Source organism: Streptomyces sp. NPDC026062, from assembly GCF_055568375.1.
Map to the genome: position 1 here is coordinate 82,123 of NZ_JBVHOQ010000032.1, position 20,045 is coordinate 102,167.

Genomic DNA, 20,045 nt, shown 5'->3' on the forward strand with positions numbered 1-20,045 from the left:
TGATGCTAGGCCCAACTCTTCTTGCAGGGAGACTAGATGGCGAGCGTCAACCCGAACATCGGCCGACGGGTCGCGCGGATGCCAGGGGTGAAAACAGCCGTACGAGAGCGCGCGAACCGCATCGCCGCAGCAGCGCGCACGAACCTCGCCGAGCACCGGTCGGCAGGCGTTTCCCGCATCGTCGTGACGCGCGGCCGTACCGATGTGGTGGTGTCCCTTGTCGATGTCGCCGCGCTGTCCATCGAGTTCGGCCGCAGCGCCTACACGAACGCCAACGGGCAGACCGTCGGCCCCATGCAGGGTCTGTACGTGATGACCCGCGCCGCACGTGGGGGGTGATCCGATGCCCGCCCGGATTCTGCCGTCGGTGTCGGATCTCCTCGTCGGCGTGCTCCGCCCCGCCCTCAACGGGGCGACGGTGGGCACGCTTCTGCCCGAGCCGATGCCGTTGCCGTTCGTCCTCGCCTGCCCGGTGGGCGGGGCCGCAGTGGACGTGCGGTTCCTGGCCCGCTCGGTCGTCGATGTGCAGACGTGGGCCGCCACCGACCGTGGCGCGGAAGACCTGGCCGACGCCGCCCGTACCGCACTCGTCACCGCCTGGCGGGGACAGACCGTGATCGACGGCGTGGGGTCCATCGGCTTCCTCGCCGAGCGCGCGGCCCCCGTGTTGCTGCCCGACGAGCGGGCGCCCGACGGCGTGTACCGCTACCAAGCCACCTACGAACTCACCGTCCGTCCCGCCCGGTAGGCGGGACCAACCCCGAAGCGTCTCGACCTCTCGTCGGGGCGCTTCGCCGTTCCCGAGAACTTTGGAGGGCACCGCCGTGCCGCTCGATGACAACGCCGTACTCAATCCGGCCGTGGGCCACTACTACTTCGCCCCGACCACCGGCCAGCCCATCCCCGACGACATCGTCAACCCCGCCGCCCCGTGGGCCGATCTCGGACACACCAGCCTTGACGACCCGTTCGGCATCACGTCCGAGGGCGGCGAGACGGAAACGCTCGGCACCTGGCAGAACAAGACGCTGAGGAACGTCACGTCCCCGCGCGTGGAGACGGTGACGTTCGCACTTCAGCAGTGGGACGAGGCCGCCTATCGGGCGTTCTGGGGTGCCAACGGCACCACCGTGGACGTGGGCGGACGCAAGGTGTTCCAGACCCCGAACGTCCCCGAAGAGCTCGAAGGGGCACTGTTCGTCCTGGTCAAGGATGGCGGGAACGGAATGTTCTTCCACTTCCCGCGGGTGTCCATCGCGCGCGCCGATGACATCAGCTTCGACCCCGAAGCCCTCGCCGGGCTTCCGGTGCGGGCCACCGTGCTCGGCATGTCCGGTCAGGACTGGTCCCAGCAGGTCAGCCCCGTGTTCCCGCTGTCCGTCCCGCCGGGCTCGTAAGCCCGCCGATTGCCGGCCGGGTGGTGCGGAGCACCGCGGACCGCCGCACCATCCGACCTTGCCATGCCCAACATCCGTTCGCGTCCGCATGAATTGAGAGGTCCGCACCGATGGCCCGCGTCACCCTCGACGAGATCCGCCGCGCCGCCGAAGCTCGATACGGAGACTTCGACATTGCCCTACCGGACGGCGGCACGGTCACGCTCCGGTCCCCGCTGCGCATGAGCGCGGACGACCGCAGCCTACTCGGCGACATCGAGCAGCTTGCCGCCGCCGGCGACACCGACGCCATCACCGAAGCGCTCAAGATCGCCGCCAAGACCCCGGACCAGGGGCGGCGGCTGCTCGACGCCATCGGCGGTGATCTCGCCACCGCGGCCGTGCTCTTCGAGCAGTGGGCACAGGCGGTCTCGCCGGGGGAAGCCTCGGCCTCTGCGAGCTGATCGACAGCTACGGCACGGCGCTGCTCGCCGACTTCCACCGCTTCTACGGTCTCGACCTGACAGAAGCGCTCTACGGAAGCCGACCGGTGGCGCCGCGCCTGCTGCTCGCCCTCGTGGAGGAACTGCCCGACGAATCCGCCTTCGCCGCCGCCGTCCGCGGCGGCCCGCAACACCGCGGGTGGACCGTCTCCACCCACCTTCTCGCGTCCGTTATCGACGCCGTGGGCGAAGCGGCGTGGATCACCGCACAGACCAACAGCAAGAAGCGCGTCCGCCGCCCCAAACGCTTTCCGCGGCCCGATGCGCGGCAGCAGCGCCCGGCCACCGTCGCCGCTCTGGCGCAACGATTCGGCGCCTCCCGAGAGGGGGCGGTCATAAGGAGGTGACCCCTCCCTATGGCAAGCCCCGGAGGGCGCGAGACGGACCGCGTAAGCGTCCGCGTCGTCCCCGACACCTCCCGCTTCGCCACCGATCTACGGCGCGCACTGGACCGGATCGAAGCCTCGCTGCGCATAGACGTGCGCGTCGATGCCGACCTGTCCGGCTTTACCACCGACGTACGCGCGCACCTCGCCGCGTTGCGGGACGAGACCATCCACGTCCGGGTGGACGCCGACCGCGACGGACTCGACGGGCTGCGCGCATCCCTCGGCGACCTCGGCCGTGACAGTGGCGGCGCGGGTGGCGGGCTCGGTTCCGTCGTCCGCGCCATCGGCAACGTGCGCACGGCCGCGCTGACCGCGGTGCCGAACGTCGCCGGTCTCGTGGGCGGGCTCGTGCAGATGGCCCCCGCCGCCGCGGTCGCGGTAACCGGACTGCTCGCGGTGGCTTCCGCCAACGCCGCTATCAAGATCGGTACGGCCGGGGTGGCGAAGGCCCTGGAGGGCGATGCCGATGCCCTGGCCAAGCTCGCCCCCTCCGCCCGCGCGTTCGTGGGCGAGGTGCAGAACCTCAAGCCCGCGTGGGACGGTCTGCGCTCGTCGGTCCAACAGTCGCTGTTCGACGGGCTCGCGGGCAGTATGCAGCGGCTCGGCACGTCCGTGCTCCCGGTGCTGCGTACGCAGCTCACCGACACAGCGGGCGCGCTGAACACCATGGGTAAGGGCGTCGCCGCCGCGGCGGTCGAGCTCGCTGACTCCGGCACCCTCGGCAAGGCGATGGGCTCGGCGAACACCGGACTTCGCAATCTCGCCGGAGTTCCGGGACTTGTGGTGCAGGGCCTCGGACAGATCGCCGCAGCGGCCGGCCCGAGCTTCGCCAAACTCACCGCCGGCGCGGGCTCGGCCGCACAGGGCATATCCGAGCGGCTGAACAAGGCGTTCGAGTCCGGCGGACTACAGCGCGCCATCGAACGCGCGGTCACCCTCGTCGGGCAGCTCTTCGCCACCCTCGGGAATCTCGGCACGGCGGTCGGCAACATCTTCGGCCCCGCCGCCGACGCGGGCGCCGGCTTCCTCGGCATCCTCAACGACGTCTCCAAGACGCTCGCCGAGGTCACCGGAACCAAGGAAGCGCAAGTCGCCTTCCAAGGGCTCTTCGAGACTCTGGCCGCCGCCGGACAGGTCATTTCCGGGGTACTCGGCGCCGCCCTCCGTGCCGCGCTCCCGCTACTGTCCTCCCTGGTCTCCGCCCTGGCGGGGCCGCTTCAGCAGGCGTTCGCCGCCATCGGTCCGGCGCTGGAAACCCTCGTCACCGCGCTCGGTACCGGACTCGCCCCGGTGGTCTCCGCGTTGGCCGGGGTGTTCGCCGATCTGGTGCCCATCGCCGCCGAGATCGTCACCATGCTCGCGGGTGCCCTCGCCCCCGTACTGGCCTCGCTCGGCCCCGTCATCGGCCAGTTGGTCACCGCGCTCGGTACCGCACTGCAACCGATCCTCGCTCAACTCCCGGCGCTACTCGCGCCGTTCCTCGCCCTGGTCGCGCAGCTCGCGCCGATCCTCGTCACGATCGCGACGCAGATCATTTCCGCGCTCGCCCCGGCCCTGGCGCAGATCGGCCAATCGCTCGGGCAACTCCTCGTCGCGGTAGCCCCGTTGCTGGCCGCACTCGGAGAGCTGATCGGCGGCGTGCTCGCCGCACTGCTGCCCATCCTCACGCCGATCATCGGCCTCGTGGGACAGCTCGCGTCGCTGTTCGCGAACGTCCTCGCGTCGTACGTGACGAACATCCTCGTACCCGCCCTGACGATGGTCACCGACCTGTTGCGCGGCGACTTCTCCGGCGCCTGGTCCGCCGCCAAGGACCTGCTCGCCGGTATCGGGCGGTTCTTCCGCACGCTGTTCGTGAACTTCGGCAAGTGGGCGGCCAACGGCATCGCCGCCGTCGTGTCCTGGCTCGTCGGACTGCCCGGCCGGGCGCTGTCCGCGCTCGTCGAGTTCGGCCCGACGCTGCGCAACGCCGCGGTGTCCGGCCTGCTGCGGATGCTCGACGGACTGCGGAACAAGTGGGAGGACCTGAAGGCGTGGTTCAAGAACCTGCCGAGCGCCGCCGGCAAGGCCCTTGGCGATCTTGGAAAGGTCCTGCTCAACGCCGGTAAGGACCTACTGCGCGGGTTCATCGACGGCATCAAGTCCATGTTCGGCAGCGTCAAGGACTCACTCGGCGGACTCACCGACTCGCTCACCTCGTGGAAGGGGCCGCCCAAGCGGGACGCGCGCATCCTGCGCCCGGCCGGACGGCTTGTGATGGCCGGGTTCATGGACGGCATCACCGCCGCCGTCCCCGACCTGCGCGCGCAGCTCCGCGCGGTCACCGACGAGGTAGCCGCCTACCGGCCCACCCTCGCCGCGCAGGTCGAGAGCGAGCGCGCCGCGATGCTGGCCGACGAGCCCGCAGGGCGCGGGCCGATGGTCTCGATCGGCACGTTCGTCGCCGAGGAACGCCAGAGCCCGGCACACATCGCCCGCGAACTGGCGTGGCTCGCCAAGGGAAGGGGGTGATCCTCGTGCGCTCCGGTCCCGCCGAAGTCCTCGTCACCGGGGACGGACAGATCCAGTTCGGCACGTACCTGATGGGCGAGGACACCCCCATCCACGGACGACAGCTCACCGGGTGGGACGACCTGCCCGACCTCGATGACGCGTCCGTCCCGATGCCCGCATCCCACGGCGCGTGGCCCGGTTGGCTGCTCGCCGGGGTGCGGGTCCTCGTCTTCGACTACCTCATTCACGACGCGCGAGGGGCGGCCGGACTCCCTGCCGTCCTCGACACCCTGCGGCGGGCGACCGCCGTACGGCAGGAGGAAACCCCGCTCGTCGTCCAACTCGCTGGTACCCGGCGCCTGATGTGGGCGCGCGTCACCCGCCGCACCCTGCCCGCGAACCGCGACTACACATGGGGCAAGCCGGCGGGCGCGATCGAATTCACGTGCTCGGACCCGCGCCGCTACGAGGTCCCCGAGCAGGTGGCCCGCACCGGACTACCGGTCCCGGAACCCGGCCTCGACTGGCACCCCGCCGATTCCCCGACAGGTCTGGAATGGGACCTCGATTGGGGCGCGGATGGCACCCCCGGCGCCGTGATCAGCGACAACCGCGGCGATGCCGACACCTACCCCGTGCTCGCCATCACCGGCCCCGTCACCCGCCCTGCCGTGACGAATCAGGCGACCGGCGCCGTCCTGGAATACGACATCACGCTGACCGCCACGGACCGGCTCGTCATCGACACCCGCGAGGGCACCGTCACGCTCAACGACACCGCCCCGCGCCTCTACACCGCGACCCCGCGCAGCACCCCCGAGCAGGCGTTCACCCTGCCGCCCGGTGAATCGCTGCTCACCTTCCGCGCCGAGGAATTCAACGACGCCGGCGCCCTCACCGTCCTATGGCGCTCCGCCTGGTGGTGACCCCGAACCATCCACGACGACGAGGGAGAGACACGACGATGACCGTACGGGCGGCATGGCTGACCAACCGCGGTGACCTCGCGGGCGGACAGACCCGCAACGACTCGCGCATGACCCCGCTCGGCGCCATGACCCCGGCGGCCGAGCTCACCACCCAACCCGGCGTGATCCCCGGCGGTGACCCGTTCTCACTGGACGCCACCGGACCCATGACCGCCACCCTCGGCGTGGGCCGCGCCGTGGTGCAGGGCACCGCGATACAGGGCGCCTACCCCGTCGCGGTCACCGCCGCCGAGCCCATGACGTTCGCCGACGGCGACCCCGCGAATCCGCGCATCGACCTCGTGGTGTTGCGGGTCTACGACGCCGCACACGACGATTCCGGCCAGGTACGAGCCGCCGTCGAGATCATCCCCGGCAGCCCCGGAGCGGCCCCCGCCACGCCACCGACCCCGGCCGGCGCCCTCGCCCTGTACCGGGTGGCGGTCGCCGCGCGGGTCTCGGCCGGAACGGGCGGCATCGACTTCCCCGCGACCACCACCGACGTACGTCGCTACACCGTGGCGGCGGGCGGGATCATCCCGCAGTCAAACGCGGCGGGCGCCTACCGGGCGCAGTACCGCGACAATGGCACCGGCCTTCAGCGCTACAGCGGTGCCTCATGGGTCGGCATCGCCGCCGAACTCGTCCCGTGGACCAAGGCGTCACTCGCCTCGGGCTACGGCCACAACGGCAACAGCAACGGCAACGTGGCCTATCGAGTCATCGACCTCATCGGTACCCGCTTCGTGCAGTGGCGCGGCGGCATGAACGTCACGTACTCCCGCGGCGCCCCGGCCCGTGGCGGCAACTTCCTCGCCGCCGCCGTACCCACCACCGGCCGCCCAACGGGACTTCGCACGCTCGCGGTGGCGTGCTCCGCGGGGAGCAGCACGATCCTCGCTCTCAAGATCGACTTTCGGAGCAACGGCACCGCCACGCTCCTCAACGACCCCGGCGACACCCCGCCATGGGTCAGCCTCAACGGTCTCATGTACCCGCTCTGACCCGAGGGAGGGCAGTACATGACCGCCGTCTATCGGGCGCTGTTCTGCGATCTCCGCACGGACCAGGTGCGCGACGCGTTCCCCGTCTCCGGGGCGAGCATCGAGGACTACATTGGCAAGACCGGCACGTTCTCCGGCTCGCTCACCGCCCCGGACCGCGCCACCGCCGAACGCATCACCGCCGCCGTGATCCCCGGCCGTACCGCCGTGTGGATCGAACGCGACCGCGCTATCTGGTGGGGCGGCATCGTATGGACCCTCGCCCCCGGCTCGTCCACGCGCGGCGCCCCCGCCAAGGCCGACATCCAAGCCGCCACCTTCGACAGCTACCTGGACCACCGGCTGTTGACCGCCGACCTGAACGCGAGCGGCGTGGACCAGTTCGAGATCGCGCGCCGCCTGGTGGACTTCGCGCAGTCATCGGACGGCGGGGACATCGGCATCCGCCTCGACAAGGCCGCCACGTCCGGAGTGAGGCGGACGCGGAAGTACAGCCGGTACGACCTGCTCAAGATCCGCGACACCCTCGACAAGCTCGCCGCCGTATCCAACGGCTTCGAGTGGCGTATCCGCTGCTACCGCGACAGGGCGGGGGAGCGGGTCAGAGAACTCGAACTCGGCCATCCGCGGATCACCGCGAGCCGGGGGCCGGCGGAAACCGTGCTCGACTTCCCCGGCGCCGTGATGTCGTACCGCTTCGCCTACGACGCCACCACCCGCGCCACCCACTGGCGTTCCCGCGGCGCGACCTCCGGCAGTAACAACCGGCCGCTGATGTCCGCCGCGCTCTACATCCCCGGCGCCCTCGACGAGGGATGGCCACGTCTGGACGGCACATCGGATTACACGAGCGTCAAGGACAAGGCGACGCTCGACGAGCACGCGACGGCCGATCTGCGCGAGGCATGGAACCGCGATGTGATCCCCGAAATCACGGTGAACCTCGAAGCCGCGCAGCTCACGCCCGCGATCCTCGGCGCCACGATCCGGCTGCGCATCGCCGACGTGTGGAGCTCGGCCGGGTTCACAGGCCGGTACCGCGCCGTGGGCTTCACCCTCCGCGCCCCCGAACGCGGCCAGCCCGAAACCGCCTCGCTCATCCTCGACGCCGCCGCCACGGGCGATGTCGGAAACGACGACTAGAAAGCGCACGCCCCATGGCCGCGATCCCGCCCGATCTCCTCGACCGCATCCGCCGCCTCGAAGAGGACGTACGCGAACTACGCGGACGACTCCCCGCACCACCCGCCGACGCGTCCACCGCCGACGCCGAGGACGAGCAGTAATCCCACCCCGCAAGGAAGGTCCGCACCATGGCTGAGGCCCTGTCCGCCGACGCTCTCGTCAACGCACTGCGCGCCGAGGACGTCACCGTCGTCGAACATCCCGGATGGCGCACCCACAACCGCAACCACAAGGGACCGTGGGGACCGGTCCACGGCGTCGTGATCCACCACACCGTGACCAGCGGTACGGACGCGTCCGTACGCATCTGCTTCGACGGATACGACGACCTGCCCGGCCCGCTCTGTCACGGCGTCATCGACAAGGACGGCCGCGTCCACCTCGTCGGCCATGGCCGTGCCAACCATGCCGGCACCGGGGACGGCGACGTACGCGCCGCGGTCGTCGCCGAGAACTACGGCTCGACCCCGCCCCGCCCGAACGAGAACAACACCGACGGCAACCGCGTCTTCTACGGCTTCGAGTGCGTCAACCTCGGCAACGGCAAGGACCCGTGGCCGGATGCCCAACTCGCCGCCATCGAGCGCACATCGGCCGCCCTCTGTCGCGCCCACGGCTGGACCGCGAAGTCCGTGATCGGCCACAAGGAATGGACGAACACCAAGATCGACCCCAAGGGCTTCGCCATGCCGGACATGCGCACCCGCATCGCCAAGCGACTCGGCGCGAAGCCGTCCGGCGGCGGCACCACGCCGAAGCCGGCCGTATCCCTCGCCCACATCACCGCCGCCGCCCGCACCGACCCGAGCGCCGCCCAAGGCCACACCACCGCCAAGACGGCCGTCACCCTCGTCGAGCGCGCCCTGTCCGCCGAGGGACTGCTGTCCACGCGGTGGGCGGACGGCTCGTTCGGCACCAAGACCCGCACCGCATACGCCACTTGGCAACAGCGCTGCGGCTACTCCGGCGGCGACGCCGACGGCATCCCCGGTCGCAACTCCCTCGCCGCCCTCGGCAAGCGCCACGGCTTCACCGTCACCGACTGAACAGGAGACCCCCGCATGGCCACCCTCGCCACCCCCGCGTTCTGGACCGCCACCGCGGAACGCGCCGTCCGCACCTTCGCGCAGACCCTCATAGCCGCGCTCGGGCTCGACACCACGGAAGTGCTCAACCTCCCGTGGGAACGCGGCTTCGCCCTCGCCGCAACGGCCGCCATCCTGTCCGTCCTCACCTCCCTCGCCGCCGCGGGTGCGGGACGCAGCGGCCCCGGCCTCACCGAAACCACGGAGGGAGCGGGCAACCCGTGACCGACGAACCCGCACCGGTCGTCACCATCACCGCCGCCGAGATGTACGGCGAACTTCGCGGCGTGCGCGAGAGCGTGAGCCGGATCGAAGGCAAGTTGGACGGCATCGCCACCATCACGGACCAGCTCGACGACCACGAGGAACGTATCCGCCGCCTCGAAGCCAGCCGGTGGCCATGGCCCATGATCGCGGCACTCGCCGCCGTCGCGGCCGTCCTCGTCGCCGCGTGGCAACTCGGTAACCCGTAACAGCAGAGGGCCCCTGTCCCGGCTCATGCCGGGGCAGGGGCGCCTTTGTCGTTTTGGCCTCGCCTGCTACGCCTCGCCGTCCTCGTCCGCCTCTGAATCCTCGTTGGCGTCGTCGGCGGGTTTTGCCGCAGGCTGCGCGGCGAGCACGTCGTCACCGCGGTAGTACCGCCACGCGCTCGGGTACTCCGAGTGGTTGTCGTACATGATCGTGTACCCCATGAGGGTGCTGATCTGCCAGACTGCGGGCAATTCCCTGGCTACGAGGCGGAACACCCCGTCGGCTGTCATTTCCGCGTTGGGAACCGATACGGGTACGTTCTTGAATTGCGTCGATTCCTTGTAGCGGAAATTATACGGCAAGCCCTGCTTTATCTGCTGCAACAGATCATCAAGACTCTGTTCGCCCGGCGTGAGCCCCTCGACCGTACGGTCAAGGTCAATCGGGTACAGCATGTCGAAGTGATTGGCCTTGAGGACGGTCTTGTCCCGGTTCTGCCCGGGGTCCTTGTTGCCGAATCCATTGGCATTCCAGGGAATATGCCCAGACGCCTTGTACTTTTTGATCAGCAGCTTTTCCGGGGCGACCGCCGAGAAGTCTTCCGCGACGTACAGGCACTTGAATGTCATCTCTTCGATCGAGATGTTTCGGCGACCGGAAATCTTGCGTAGGTGATTCCCGAGGCGAGACGAAAGCGGCTTGTCGGCCTTGCCTACGTAGACCAACTTCTGATCGGGCCCCTGGTGCAGCTGGTAGACCCCGGACCTGCTCTGAAGTTTCTCGATCTTGGCTCGCTCGTCCAGCTCGTCCAGGTTGTCCTGAGTGAGTGGCGCGGGGGTCAGGTTGTCCAGCGCGTCCGCCAACTGATCACCGAGCGCCCTCGTGATGCTGAGGCGGAACTGATCGTTGAACTGGCCGGTCATGCGAGCACCCATCTTCCGTGAAACGCGTGATCACGGTCACTCTAACCGGTGGTTCTGGGGGACATGCGGACCAAGTTGCGGAATGTGCCACGATGATCAACAACTCCGCGGTACGCTTCGCTCATGTCTGAGCTGCGAGAAGAACGCCAAGAGGTAGGGACGTGCGTCGAGCTGTTCGCCGGCGGTGGTGGGCTCGCGATGGCCGTACACGCGGCGGGCTTCCGTCCGCTCCTGGTGAATGAGTACGCCAAGCGGGCGTGTGAGTCCTTGAGGATCAACCCGCCGGACCCCAAGGAGCCCGAAAAGGGTTGGCCTCTCGTGCCGGGCGATGTGCGTGACGTCGACTTCGCGGAGCACGTCACGGACGAGGTCGATGTCCTCGCGGGTGGGCCACCGTGTCAGCCGTTCAGTCTGGGTGGCGTCCACAAGGGCATGGAAGACGAGCGGAACATGTTCCCGGAGATGTTCCGCGCCATTCGGGAGCTGAAGCCGAAGGCGGTCATCTGCGAGAACGTGCGGGGTCTTCTCCGGCCGTCATTCAGGTCGTACTTTGACTACATTCTGAACGAAATGCGTTTGCCTTTCGAGAAGCGAGACAAGGAAGCGTCGTGGGAAGACCACAACGAATACCTTGAGAAGCTGATCGCCAATGACACCGTTGACCCGTCGAAGCGTTACGTCGTGAAGGAGTTGGAGGTCAACGCGGCCGACTATGGCGTACCGCAGATTCGGAATCGAGTGATCATCGTCGCGTTCCGCGCCGACCTCGACGTGAACTGGGGCGAGTTCATGCCCAAGGAGACACACTCCGACGAGTCGTTGATCCACTCCATGCGCGAAGGCGGACCCTACTGGACAGAGCGGCACAAGAAGGTGCCCGCCGATGTCCGTAAGCGCGTCATCGCCAACCTTCCCGAACTCGACTACGAGGACGAGAAGACCAAGGAAAAGCTGAAGCTGAAGCCGTGGCGCACTCTGCGCGACGCCATCGCGGGAATCGACGAGAACGAGGGGAAGCCGCTTCCGTACGTCACGGAGGAAGCGGTCAAGGACAAGCTCGAAGTCGGCGGCATCCCCGACCACTTCGGGTGGCCGGGAGCGCGTACGTACGCCGGGCACACCCCGAACGTCTTGGACCGACCCGCGAAGACCGTGAAGGCGGGCGTGCACGGCGTGCCGGGCGGTGAGTCCGTCATGCAGCTCGACAACGTCAACTTCGTCAACGCCGGGGGTGGAACCGGATACCGATACATGACCGTTCGGGAGACCGCGCGAGTCATGACCTTCCCGGACCATGTGGTTCTCGACGGGCCGCGCGGCGAGAAGATGCGCCAACTCGGCAACGCCGTGCCGGTCAAGCTCGGGAAGGTGTTCGCGGACGCCGTAGCCGAGGCCCTCAGGTCCGTCGGGGCCCTGGAGGACCCGGAGAAGCGGAAGTGACCGAAGCCGCGAACGATCGGCAGAGGCGTTGGAAGGACCGGATGCCTCCCGATCGGGCGTGGAAGCCCAGAGCCGGGATGAACAGGGAGTCCCGAGCGGCTGAACAGGACCGAGCAGCCGGCGGCCGCCACACGCGAGCCGTCGACGTCGGCGAAGGCCGTTACGCGCGCGCGTCGATCGCCCTGCGCCTGTACCGCAGCACTCGCCGCATCCGCGCGTACCTGCGGTGGTCACAAGAAGGGGAGACGCGGGAACGGTATGTCGGTGAGGTGGACGCGGCGACTCGCGCCGCCAACCTGGCGCAAGCGTGGGCGATGGCGCGTACCGCCGGATACGTGACCACCGAGACCGTGCCGCCCGGCTCGTGGGCGTCGTCGCCCGCCTCGCGTGCGGTCATGGCCGCGAACAAGGGTCGGGACACGAAGCCGGAACGCCTCCTACGTTCCGCTCTTCACCGCAAGGGACTTCGCTACCGCGTCTCGGCAAGGCCGATCGCGGACCTTCGGCGTACGGCCGACGTCGTGTTCACCAAAGCCCGTGTAGCCGTGTTCGTCGATGGCTGCTACTGGCACGGCTGTCCCGAGCATCACCGTCCCGCCACCAAGCGAGCCGAGTTCTGGCAAGAGAAGATCGAGGGGAACCGCGTCCGCGACGCCGACACGAACGCCGCGCTGAACGCGCGGGGTTGGAGTGTTGTGCGGATCTGGGAACACGAAGACCCCGAGATCGCGGCCGAGCGGATCAACGGGATAGTCAGGTCCCGACTCGACGACTCGTGACACGAGGCGCCCCGCCGGCGGCGTAAGGCCGAGGGCGGGGCGCTCTCATGTTTGGGTGACGGGTCAGTCTTGCTTGGGGGCGTAGTAGAGGCCGAGCATTTCGCCAACCCATGCCGGTTGCCGGATCTCGCCGCGCGGTCCCATCTCCGTGAACCAGGGCTTGATGTCGAGCACCGGCGTGCCGTCGACCGCGTCCAGGTCCTCAACGTGGAGATCGAGCCCATCGACCTTCAGCAGTCGGCAGCGGCCGACGCCGAGCCAGTTCATCCGCCGCATGTTGCGGTGGCCGAAGGTGCCGACCTCGGGCCACTCCGGGTTGTTCCTCGGGCGGCGGGCGCCGAGGTGGAGGTCCGCCGGGTCGGTGAGGTGGAAGCGAAAGACGATCTCCAAATGAGAGAACTCGTCCAGCCCCTTCACCGCGTCAGGGGTGAACCGGTCGCCGTCGATGCGGATGATCGACTGAGTGCCGCCCCAATAGTCGTCTGTGGGCTCGATTCGCCCGCCGACCACGTGGGCGATCGGCTCGACGGTGAATGGCGCGTCTGTCATCGGGAAGTTCCTTCCGGTCAGGTTGTTCCAGCGAGGTACGACGCCGCTCGGGCGTCCACCTCGGCAGCGACACGTATGCCACGGTTGCGGAACGGCGACAGCGCCCGGCGCATGTCGATCGCGGTCTGGCGGGTGCGGGCGGAGTGCACGCCGTCCATCGCGTCGAGCGCTCGTGACCATGAGGCGCAAGCGTCCTCGATGCCGCCCTTGCGCGCCTGTACCGTGCCCAGGTAGCCGAGGGTCACGGCGTGAGTGCGAGTGAACGTTGACGACTTGCGTGTACGGACGCTGCGGCGGAACTCTCGAAGCGCGCCGTCAAGGTCGCCCGAGTCGCGCAGCGTGCAGGCTGTCTCGTGCGCGAGGCTCGCCTCTTGGAAGAAGAAGACGCGGTTCGGTTCGTCGTCACCGGTCGTGGCGGCGGCAAGGTCGTCCTCGGCGCGCAAGAGCGCTGCGGCAGCATCGGACTTCTGTCCGTTCGCGGCGAGGCTCCGGGCGCGCACGACGCCGAGCAAGGCCCGTTCACGTGGGCTCGCCGAGGTGTAGCGCTGGCCGTCCATCGAAGCGGAGGCCAGATTCAAGGCTTGCTGTCTGTGCCCGAGGTCAACTGCCTGGTGGGCCATCGCGCGCAGGATATGGCCAGCCATCGGCGGATCGTCGGCCTCCGCGGCGAGCCTCACCGCCACGGAGAAATGACGTTGAGCGGTTGAGTGTTCGGCGTTGTCGAAGGCCATCCACCCTGACAGATAGGCGAGTTCGCTCGCCGACGAGAACATGTCGCGTCGTACGCGGTCATCCGGGAAGGAGCCGCGCAGGTAGCCGGCGACGTCCGACAGCAAATACTGAACGACGGCGGTGCGAGCGTGGCCGCCCCCTCGACGCTGGTCGACTCTTGAGAAGAACGAGACCATGTCGCGGACGGCTTCGAGGTCGCTGCGGCCGACTCGGCGTCCCGCGCTCGCGCTTCGGGTGCTGCCTTGCTCGGCCATCAGCGTCCACCATGAACCGGCGGGAAGGGCGAGGGCGGCCACTGAGTACGTGGCGGCGCCGAGAAGGTGCCTGCGTTCCATGTCCGCGTCGACTCTCCCGAGATCAGCCAGCGCGGCCAGCGTATCCGTACCCCAATCCAGAGCGACGTCTGAGGGAGTCGAAGAGCCCGCTAACCCGAGCTCTGAGGGGGTGACGGCCCGCCCCAGTCGTCGGGAAAGGGCTTCACACAGGATGTCCGGCGCTCTGCCCGATGGCCGTGTTCCGCGCACCCAATGCGACACATGGGATCGCCCGACTCCCGCGCACTCTTGGGCGTCGTTCTCCATGGCCACGCGGACGAAGGCCGCTGCGGCTTGCGCGTGTGACCATCCCGCTTCGGCGAGGACGGCCGCGAGCTCCCGATTGCGACCCGCTGTCTGCGCCATGGTGCACCCCTCCGCGAGATGATCTTTCACCGCTTTCCCCATGCCACCGCTCTTGACGGCATACCCACGGGCAGTGATCCACGGTTCGCTAAGCGTATCGGTCACGTCCGGCCAGAGCAGGGGGTAACAGGTGAGCGCTTCGCAGAGCGACCCGACGAGCCGCTTCACGGTCGAACTGACCGACGACGAGACGGTGTTGCCGGTCGACGCGGTCACCATCCGTACGACCGTCGGCCGCGCGCTTCGGGAAGACGTGTGGCTCGACGGCCCCACGCTCGACGAACTCACCGCCCTGTTGCGCGGTCATGTCGCCGTTCTGATCCATGACGTCTGTCGGCGCTCGGAGTGGCTGAGCGCGCGAGGGCCCGTGGACTACGCCCGCGCGTTGCTCGGCGGAAGCCCTGGTCTGGGGCTCAGCGGGCAGGCGATCTACGTGCGGCAACTCGCTCGGGTGTGCGGCCAGTTGTTGGCCTCCGCCACCGTCACAGAAGAGGTGAACAAATGATCTCCCACGCGACCCCGATCAACCGGGACGCTCGCTATGAGCACGCGGCACAGCGCACCTTCCTCCCCATCACGGTTCATCGCCGTGACGGCACCACGGAGGACACGAAGCTCATTCTCGACCCGAGCCAGATGGAGCTGTTCTCCATCCAGTTGACGCAGGCGCTCGAAGCCAGGGACAAGGCACGTCAGTGACGTGATGGCCCGCACGCCGCGTATCCACTCGGCCCTATGACTCCCACTCGGAGCGGCGGAAGTTCGTCCATGACGCCGCCCGAGTGGGGCACCGATCCGGCTGCGCCGAGGACGCCGAACCGTCGAGCCGGAGCACCACCGATGCGCCCTTGTTGGGCGTCAGTGACGGGTGCATCGAGACCGCAACCCATCGAGCGAGGAAGAGGCACACGCGATGGCAACACCGATCACTGAACGGATCACCGACACACCGGAACTGGACCTCGTGACCCACTCACCCGACGGCGAGTCGCGCGGGATGCTGATGCGAGTCGGCGACGTCTTCCCGCTCAACCCCATCCGACACATCCTGTCGAGCACCCACGACCAGCCGAGCGAGTTCCGGCCCTGGGGACTGCGGTTCCTGGAGATCCCCCGCCCGAGCGCAGGCGCGCACGAGGGCAAGTCGTCGCAGACGAGCGAGGGTTCCCCGGATGGCAGCGGCCCGCAGAACGAAGAGACTTCGGACGACTGAGGTGGGGGCAGACATGGCAAGCACCGTCTTAATCCTGACGGACGAGGAGGACCGCACGGCCGGCCGAGTGGCGGCCGAGCTCGCCGTTCGCGGCGTTCCGGTCGTCCGCATGGACGCGACCGACTTCCCCACCAAGGTCAGCATGTCCGCCGAGATCGCCACGGCCGACACGTGGTCGGGATCGCTCACGACCATCGACACGGGCCGCACCCTCGTGCCGCTCGACGACGTGGGCAGCGTCTACTACCGGCGCCCCACCCAATTCACCCTGCCCGAGGGGATGAACCGAGCGGAAAAGCAGTTCGCCTACGGCGAGGCCCGTCGGGGCTTCGGAGGAGTGCTGCAAGCCCTCGACGGCGCGCGGTGGGTCAACGACCGGGTGGCGGCGGCCCGCGCCGAGTACAAGCCCGCGCAACTGGCCGCCGCGGCGGCGGTGGGACTGAACATCCCCAAGACGCTCATCACCAACGAGCCCGAGCACGCGCACCAGTGGGCCAAGGAACTCGACCGCCCGATCATCTACAAGCCGCTCGCCGGCATCTGGCACGCCGACGAGGGACAGATCCGCGTCCTCTACACGTCGCCCATCACCAACCCGGACGATCTGCTTGACCCATCGCTCGAACGGACGGCCCACCTGTTCCAAGAGCAGGTGGACAAGGACCACGAGGCGCGAGCGGTAGTCGTCGGCGCCCGCGTCTTTACGGTCGCCATCGACGCGGCGACCGAGCGGGGCCGAGCCGACTGGCGCTCGGACTACGACGCGCTCACCTATCGCGTCATCGAGCTGCCCGACGACGTGTCGGCGAAGCTCGTGACGCTGCACAAGCGGATGGGACTGGCGTTCGGCGCGGTGGACCTCATCCGCGACACCGCGGGACAGTGGGTCTTCCTGGAGACCAACCAGAGCGGCGAATGGGACTGGCTCGCCGAAGAGACGGGCATCGGCGTCGCCGGCGCACTCGCCGACATCCTCACCAAGGAAACGGGCACATGACGGGTATCACCGACCACGGGCAGGCGCGGGCGCTCGCGAACGATCTCGCCGCGACTGGTCGACTCCCCGAGTCCTGGCGAGCCTCATACGAAGCCGCACCGCGCCATACGTTCGTGCCTGACGTCGCGTGGGCGGTGCCCGACGGTCCCGAACCCGGCTACGCCATCGACCGCGACGAGGACCGGGCGCGGTGGTGGAACGCGGTGTACTCAGACGCCTCGATCGTTACGCAGATCGACGACGGCGCCGGAGACTTGCGTACCGGCAAGGGCACGCCGAGCTGTTCGTGTTCCGCGCCGGGCATCGTGTTCACCACTCTCACGGAACTCGACGTGCATGACGGCCACAGGGTGTTGGAAGTCGGCACCGGCACCGGGTGGACGGCGTCGCTGCTGTCCCACCGAGTCGGAGAACAGAACGTCGTGTCCATCGAGGTTGACGAACGGGTCGCCGCACAGGCGGAGAAGAACATCACCGCCGCCGGATTCTCGCCGCGACTGGTCGTCGGCGATGGTACCGACGGGTGGCCGGACGGCGGCCCGTACGACCGGGTACACGTGACATGCGGTGTCGAGCGGTTCCCGTACGCGTGGGTGGAGCAGACCCGACCGGGCGGGGTGATCGTCGCGCCATGGTCGCCGAACTACGGCCACGGGCAACTCGCCCGGCTCGTCGTCAACGCCGATGGGCAGGCCGTAGGGCGGTTCCCTTCGTTCGCGTCGTACATGATGCTCCGCTCTCAGCGCCGTACCGCGACGTGGGTGCCGCATCACGCCGACGAGGCGCGAGAGGCCGTCACCCGGCTCGACCCTCGGGCCGTGGCGCGGGACTCGTACGCGGCGGATCTCGTGATCGGGGCACTCGCGCCGGGCGTCGCCCGGATTCCGACCCCGTCCACCGACGGTTCCGGCACCTTCTCTCTGCTGCTCGTCGAGCCCGGTCTTGATGGCGGGTCGTGGGCGGCGGCCGACTACGTGCCCGGAGAGGCGGAGTACCGCGTCACTTGGTACGGAGACCGCAATCTGTGGGAAGAGGTTTCCGATGCCTACCTACGGTGGGTGTCGTGGGGACAGCCCGACCGTGAGCGGTTCGGCATGACGGTCACTTCGGAGGGACAACACCTCTGGCTCGATCATCCCCGCCACCCACTCACCACCGTGTAACCGTATGTTCCACGGCCACCGACGGCGCGCATCGGTGGTCCGGGCAACGCGGGAAGGCGCCCCGGCCGTGTCCATCGGTCGGGGCGCTCGCACGTCTATGCCGGCGCCGCCGCAGGCTGTACCGCCGGCGCCGACGGGCAGTCCTGCCGCAGTGGACATGATGGGCAGTTCGGCACCTGGTGTACTCCGGCCCACGGAGTTCGAACCCGAGAGCTCGACCCCTCGTCCGCTCGTACGCGAGCGGAGTCGAGAAGTACACGTGTGAGGTCGAGCAGCTCCCCGGAGACACGGCCGTCGAGTATGGCCTGATGGAGTCGGTCCCATGCTCCGGCGTGGGACCAGATCCGGAACCTGCGCTGCGCGGTGGACTTCGCCATCCCGAAGCACTGCGGCAGGTGGCGCCACGCGCACCCGCTCGTCAGTACGTAGACGATCGCGGCGAATACGTCTTCATCCGCGACGTTCTGCACCATGCCGTTCTGAAGACGCACCTTCGGCGGCGGCAGCAAAGGCCGAGCGATCTCCCAAAGACCGTCCGGAACGATCCATCGCCAACGGTTCGATCCCATGTCCGTGCAACGGGCAACTCGCCGTGTGGGACACGGCCTTGGAGTGATGGCGCGGGCGGGCGAGCCTCCCGAGCTGCGGTTTCATCACGAGCCCGCGCCAGGTGAGGCGGTCCCGTACCCGCGCTGCATAACGTCACGTGTGACGAAACGAGGGGGAACCGTGAGTCACGCGAACAGCTCGACGTGCGCCGTCTGCCCGGCACCTTTACGGCCACGAGCCCGCACCGGTCGCCCGGCTGTCTACTGCTCCCGCGCCTGCCAGGCCAAGGCGTACCGCGCCCGCAGCGCCGAGCAACGACGCACCGAGCCGCACGACACCGCGCCGCTCCCGCAGTTGGTCCGGTTGCCGAAGCGCATCGGCGACGGCAGTGCGGCGGACCGCATCATCTCCCTGACGATCGCCCTCGTACACCGCGCCGAGCTCGCGGCCGGGGCGATAAGCCACGGCCGCCCAATACCCGCCGGGGCCGATGGCCTCGACGGGAGCCCCGAGACCATCGAGCGCATCGCGGCCGACCTCGTGGCGACCATCCGGACCGCAGCCCCCGCCGAGGAATCGGCGCAGCCGGCGCCCGCGCCGGAGGTGCCCGCGGTTACGCCCGAGCCGCAGCCGCGCGGCCGCAGACTGGCGAGCGTCGCCGCGACCACCACCCGCCGTGTGGAGTCGGCTCGGGTCGAGCCGCAGCCCCCGGACGAGCCGCCCGCGCGCGTCACGCGGACCGTGGACATGTCCGCCGACCTCGGCGACGGCTATGACCTCGTACAGCTCGAATCGAGCTTCGAGGGTCAATGGCTGTTGCGGCTTCACGGCGAGATCATCGGGGGCGTGACGCGGTTCGACAGCTTGTCGGGCCGCACGGTCTCCGGGTGGGAAGCGCGACACCACACGTTCAAGGTGCCGTGCGGACTTCGGGGAAGCTGGCGCACTCGCGGACTCGCCGCCGCAGCGGTGGCGGACGCTCACCAACGGCTCTGTGGGAAGCCGAAGGGAAGGAACCGCCGCAGTGGTCGGGCGCGGGGTGCATGATGGTGTGGTCCGCCGTGGCGCGCTCGCGTGGGCGCAGGTCAGGGCAGGTGTCACCGTTCGTCGGTGGGCCGCTTCGCGGTACGTATCCGGTACACATTCAGTACGGATGAGGCCGGGAACGGGCGTGATCGCGAGTGATAGACCGTGACCCGTTTTCGCAGGTCAAACGGCCTGTGGCCAGGTTTTCGCAGGTGAGCCGGGGAGTCTAAAACTCCCTCGTAATGCGTAGGTCTCGGGTTCGAATCCCGAAGGCGGCTCAGAAGAACCCCAGGACTCACTCACCGTGGCCTGGGGTTTCTTGTTTCGGGTGACCTTGGAATCATGGCAAATCGGGCATTGCCTGTCTATGTGCCGTAATGCGTAGGTCGGAGGTCTGGTTTCGGTGATGAGGTCGACGGCCTAACTGTACTGACCCGTGAGGTTGGGGACACGGCTGGCGGGTGGTTGGCCCTTGAGCGCGGTGTGTCCGCGGTGGTGATTGTAGGTGTGGAGCCACTGT

General features: G+C 68.6%; 25 protein-coding genes. 21 read left to right on the plus strand and 4 right to left on the minus strand.

Annotation, left to right across the window (positions count from 1 at the left end; genetic code table 11):
* Positions 1–36: 36 nt before the first annotated feature.
* From ACZ4LX_RS26690 to ACZ4LX_RS26750, 13 genes are all read left to right on the plus strand, one after another.
* Positions 37–339, plus strand: a complete 303-nt coding sequence (locus ACZ4LX_RS26690; protein ID WP_467649395.1) for a DUF5403 family protein — start codon at positions 37–39, stop codon at positions 337–339.
* A 4-nt stretch (positions 340–343) separates the two neighbouring features.
* Complete coding sequence (locus ACZ4LX_RS26695; protein ID WP_467649394.1) at positions 344–748, plus strand: hypothetical protein; 405 nt, start codon at positions 344–346, stop codon at positions 746–748.
* A 76-nt stretch (positions 749–824) separates the two neighbouring features.
* Positions 825–1,397 (plus strand): phage tail tube protein, encoded by a 573-nt coding sequence (locus tag ACZ4LX_RS26700; RefSeq protein WP_467649393.1) that lies wholly within the window; start codon positions 825–827, stop codon positions 1,395–1,397.
* A 110-nt stretch (positions 1,398–1,507) separates the two neighbouring features.
* Positions 1,508–1,840, plus strand: a complete 333-nt coding sequence (locus ACZ4LX_RS26705) for a phage tail assembly protein (protein ID WP_467649392.1) — start codon at positions 1,508–1,510, stop codon at positions 1,838–1,840.
* Positions 1,792–2,226, plus strand: coding sequence for a hypothetical protein (locus ACZ4LX_RS26710; protein ID WP_467649391.1), 435 nt, complete (start codon positions 1,792–1,794; stop codon positions 2,224–2,226). The genes ACZ4LX_RS26705 and ACZ4LX_RS26710 overlap by 49 nt, the downstream gene beginning before the upstream one ends.
* A gap of 9 nt (positions 2,227–2,235) precedes the next feature.
* Positions 2,236–4,779: a phage tail protein gene (locus ACZ4LX_RS26715; RefSeq protein WP_467649390.1), complete on the plus strand. Its 2,544-nt coding sequence runs from the start codon at positions 2,236–2,238 to the stop codon at positions 4,777–4,779.
* Positions 4,776–5,687, plus strand: coding sequence for a phage distal tail protein (locus ACZ4LX_RS26720; protein ID WP_467649389.1), 912 nt, complete (start codon positions 4,776–4,778; stop codon positions 5,685–5,687). The genes ACZ4LX_RS26715 and ACZ4LX_RS26720 overlap by 4 nt, the downstream gene beginning before the upstream one ends.
* Positions 5,688–5,725: 38 nt before the next feature.
* Positions 5,726–6,733: a hypothetical protein gene (locus ACZ4LX_RS26725; RefSeq protein ID WP_467649388.1), complete on the plus strand. Its 1,008-nt coding sequence runs from the start codon at positions 5,726–5,728 to the stop codon at positions 6,731–6,733.
* Positions 6,734–6,751: 18 nt separating this feature from the next.
* Positions 6,752–7,876 (plus strand): hypothetical protein, encoded by a 1,125-nt coding sequence (locus ACZ4LX_RS26730; RefSeq protein WP_467649387.1) that lies wholly within the window; start codon positions 6,752–6,754, stop codon positions 7,874–7,876.
* A 14-nt stretch (positions 7,877–7,890) separates the two neighbouring features.
* The gene (locus ACZ4LX_RS26735; protein ID WP_467649386.1) at positions 7,891–8,019 is read left to right on the plus strand and encodes a hypothetical protein; all 129 of its coding nucleotides are present in this window, start codon (positions 7,891–7,893) and stop codon (positions 8,017–8,019) included.
* Positions 8,020–8,046: 27 nt separating this feature from the next.
* On the plus strand, positions 8,047–8,964 hold the full coding sequence (locus ACZ4LX_RS26740) for an N-acetylmuramoyl-L-alanine amidase (protein WP_467649385.1): 918 nt from the start codon (positions 8,047–8,049) through the stop codon (positions 8,962–8,964).
* Between the two features lie 15 nt (positions 8,965–8,979).
* Positions 8,980–9,228, plus strand: coding sequence for a holin (locus ACZ4LX_RS26745; protein ID WP_467649384.1), 249 nt, complete (start codon positions 8,980–8,982; stop codon positions 9,226–9,228).
* Positions 9,225–9,476, plus strand: coding sequence for a hypothetical protein (locus ACZ4LX_RS26750; protein WP_467649383.1), 252 nt, complete (start codon positions 9,225–9,227; stop codon positions 9,474–9,476). Before ACZ4LX_RS26745 ends, ACZ4LX_RS26750 begins: the two co-directional genes overlap by 4 nt.
* 66 nt (positions 9,477–9,542) lie before the next feature.
* On the opposite strand, the gene ACZ4LX_RS26755 is transcribed toward ACZ4LX_RS26750, so the two are convergent.
* Positions 9,543–10,397: an Eco29kI family restriction endonuclease gene (locus ACZ4LX_RS26755; RefSeq protein WP_467649382.1), complete on the minus strand. Its 855-nt coding sequence runs from the start codon at positions 10,395–10,397 to the stop codon at positions 9,543–9,545.
* A gap of 123 nt (positions 10,398–10,520) precedes the next feature.
* On the opposite strand from ACZ4LX_RS26755, the gene ACZ4LX_RS26760 reads away from it, so the two are divergent.
* Both ACZ4LX_RS26760 and ACZ4LX_RS26765 read left to right on the plus strand, forming a co-directional pair.
* Entirely contained in the window at positions 10,521–11,837 is a 1,317-nt protein-coding gene (locus ACZ4LX_RS26760; RefSeq protein WP_467649381.1) for a DNA cytosine methyltransferase, read from the plus strand.
* Positions 11,834–12,616 (plus strand): very short patch repair endonuclease, encoded by a 783-nt coding sequence (locus ACZ4LX_RS26765; RefSeq protein WP_467649380.1) that lies wholly within the window; start codon positions 11,834–11,836, stop codon positions 12,614–12,616. Before ACZ4LX_RS26760 ends, ACZ4LX_RS26765 begins: the two co-directional genes overlap by 4 nt.
* A gap of 63 nt (positions 12,617–12,679) precedes the next feature.
* On the opposite strand, the gene ACZ4LX_RS26770 is transcribed toward ACZ4LX_RS26765, so the two are convergent.
* Positions 12,680–13,165, minus strand: coding sequence for an SAM-dependent methyltransferase (locus ACZ4LX_RS26770; protein ID WP_467649379.1), 486 nt, complete (start codon positions 13,163–13,165; stop codon positions 12,680–12,682).
* A gap of 17 nt (positions 13,166–13,182) precedes the next feature.
* Positions 13,183–14,682: a Tat pathway signal protein gene (locus tag ACZ4LX_RS26775; protein ID WP_467649378.1), complete on the minus strand. Its 1,500-nt coding sequence runs from the start codon at positions 14,680–14,682 to the stop codon at positions 13,183–13,185.
* A 25-nt stretch (positions 14,683–14,707) separates the two neighbouring features.
* Here ACZ4LX_RS26775 and ACZ4LX_RS26780 point away from each other — a divergent pair, with 25 nt between their 5' ends.
* The 5 genes from ACZ4LX_RS26780 to ACZ4LX_RS26800 all read left to right on the plus strand — a co-directional run bounded on the left by ACZ4LX_RS26780 (position 14,708) and on the right by ACZ4LX_RS26800 (position 17,950).
* Entirely contained in the window at positions 14,708–15,082 is a 375-nt protein-coding gene (locus tag ACZ4LX_RS26780) for a DUF6415 family natural product biosynthesis protein (protein WP_467649377.1), read from the plus strand.
* Positions 15,079–15,276 (plus strand): hypothetical protein, encoded by a 198-nt coding sequence (locus ACZ4LX_RS26785; protein ID WP_467649376.1) that lies wholly within the window; start codon positions 15,079–15,081, stop codon positions 15,274–15,276. The genes ACZ4LX_RS26780 and ACZ4LX_RS26785 overlap by 4 nt, the downstream gene beginning before the upstream one ends.
* Positions 15,277–15,490: 214 nt before the next feature.
* On the plus strand, positions 15,491–15,790 hold the full coding sequence (locus tag ACZ4LX_RS26790; RefSeq protein ID WP_467649375.1) for a hypothetical protein: 300 nt from the start codon (positions 15,491–15,493) through the stop codon (positions 15,788–15,790).
* 13 nt (positions 15,791–15,803) lie between these two features.
* Positions 15,804–16,787 (plus strand): ATP-grasp ribosomal peptide maturase, encoded by a 984-nt coding sequence (tgmB, locus tag ACZ4LX_RS26795; protein ID WP_467649374.1) that lies wholly within the window; start codon positions 15,804–15,806, stop codon positions 16,785–16,787.
* Entirely contained in the window at positions 16,784–17,950 is a 1,167-nt protein-coding gene (locus ACZ4LX_RS26800; protein WP_467649373.1) for a methyltransferase domain-containing protein, read from the plus strand. Before tgmB ends, ACZ4LX_RS26800 begins: the two co-directional genes overlap by 4 nt.
* A gap of 95 nt (positions 17,951–18,045) precedes the next feature.
* Here the strand turns inward: ACZ4LX_RS26800 and ACZ4LX_RS26805 are convergent, their stop codons facing one another.
* Positions 18,046–18,519 carry a transposase gene (locus tag ACZ4LX_RS26805; RefSeq protein WP_467649372.1) on the minus strand — a complete coding sequence of 158 codons (474 nt, stop codon included), beginning with the start codon at positions 18,517–18,519 and terminating at the stop codon, positions 18,046–18,048.
* Positions 18,520–18,679: 160 nt separating this feature from the next.
* Here ACZ4LX_RS26805 and ACZ4LX_RS26810 point away from each other — a divergent pair, with 160 nt between their 5' ends.
* Positions 18,680–19,546 carry a hypothetical protein gene (locus ACZ4LX_RS26810; protein WP_467649371.1) on the plus strand — a complete coding sequence of 289 codons (867 nt, stop codon included), beginning with the start codon at positions 18,680–18,682 and terminating at the stop codon, positions 19,544–19,546.
* Positions 19,547–20,045: the final 499 nt, after the last annotated feature.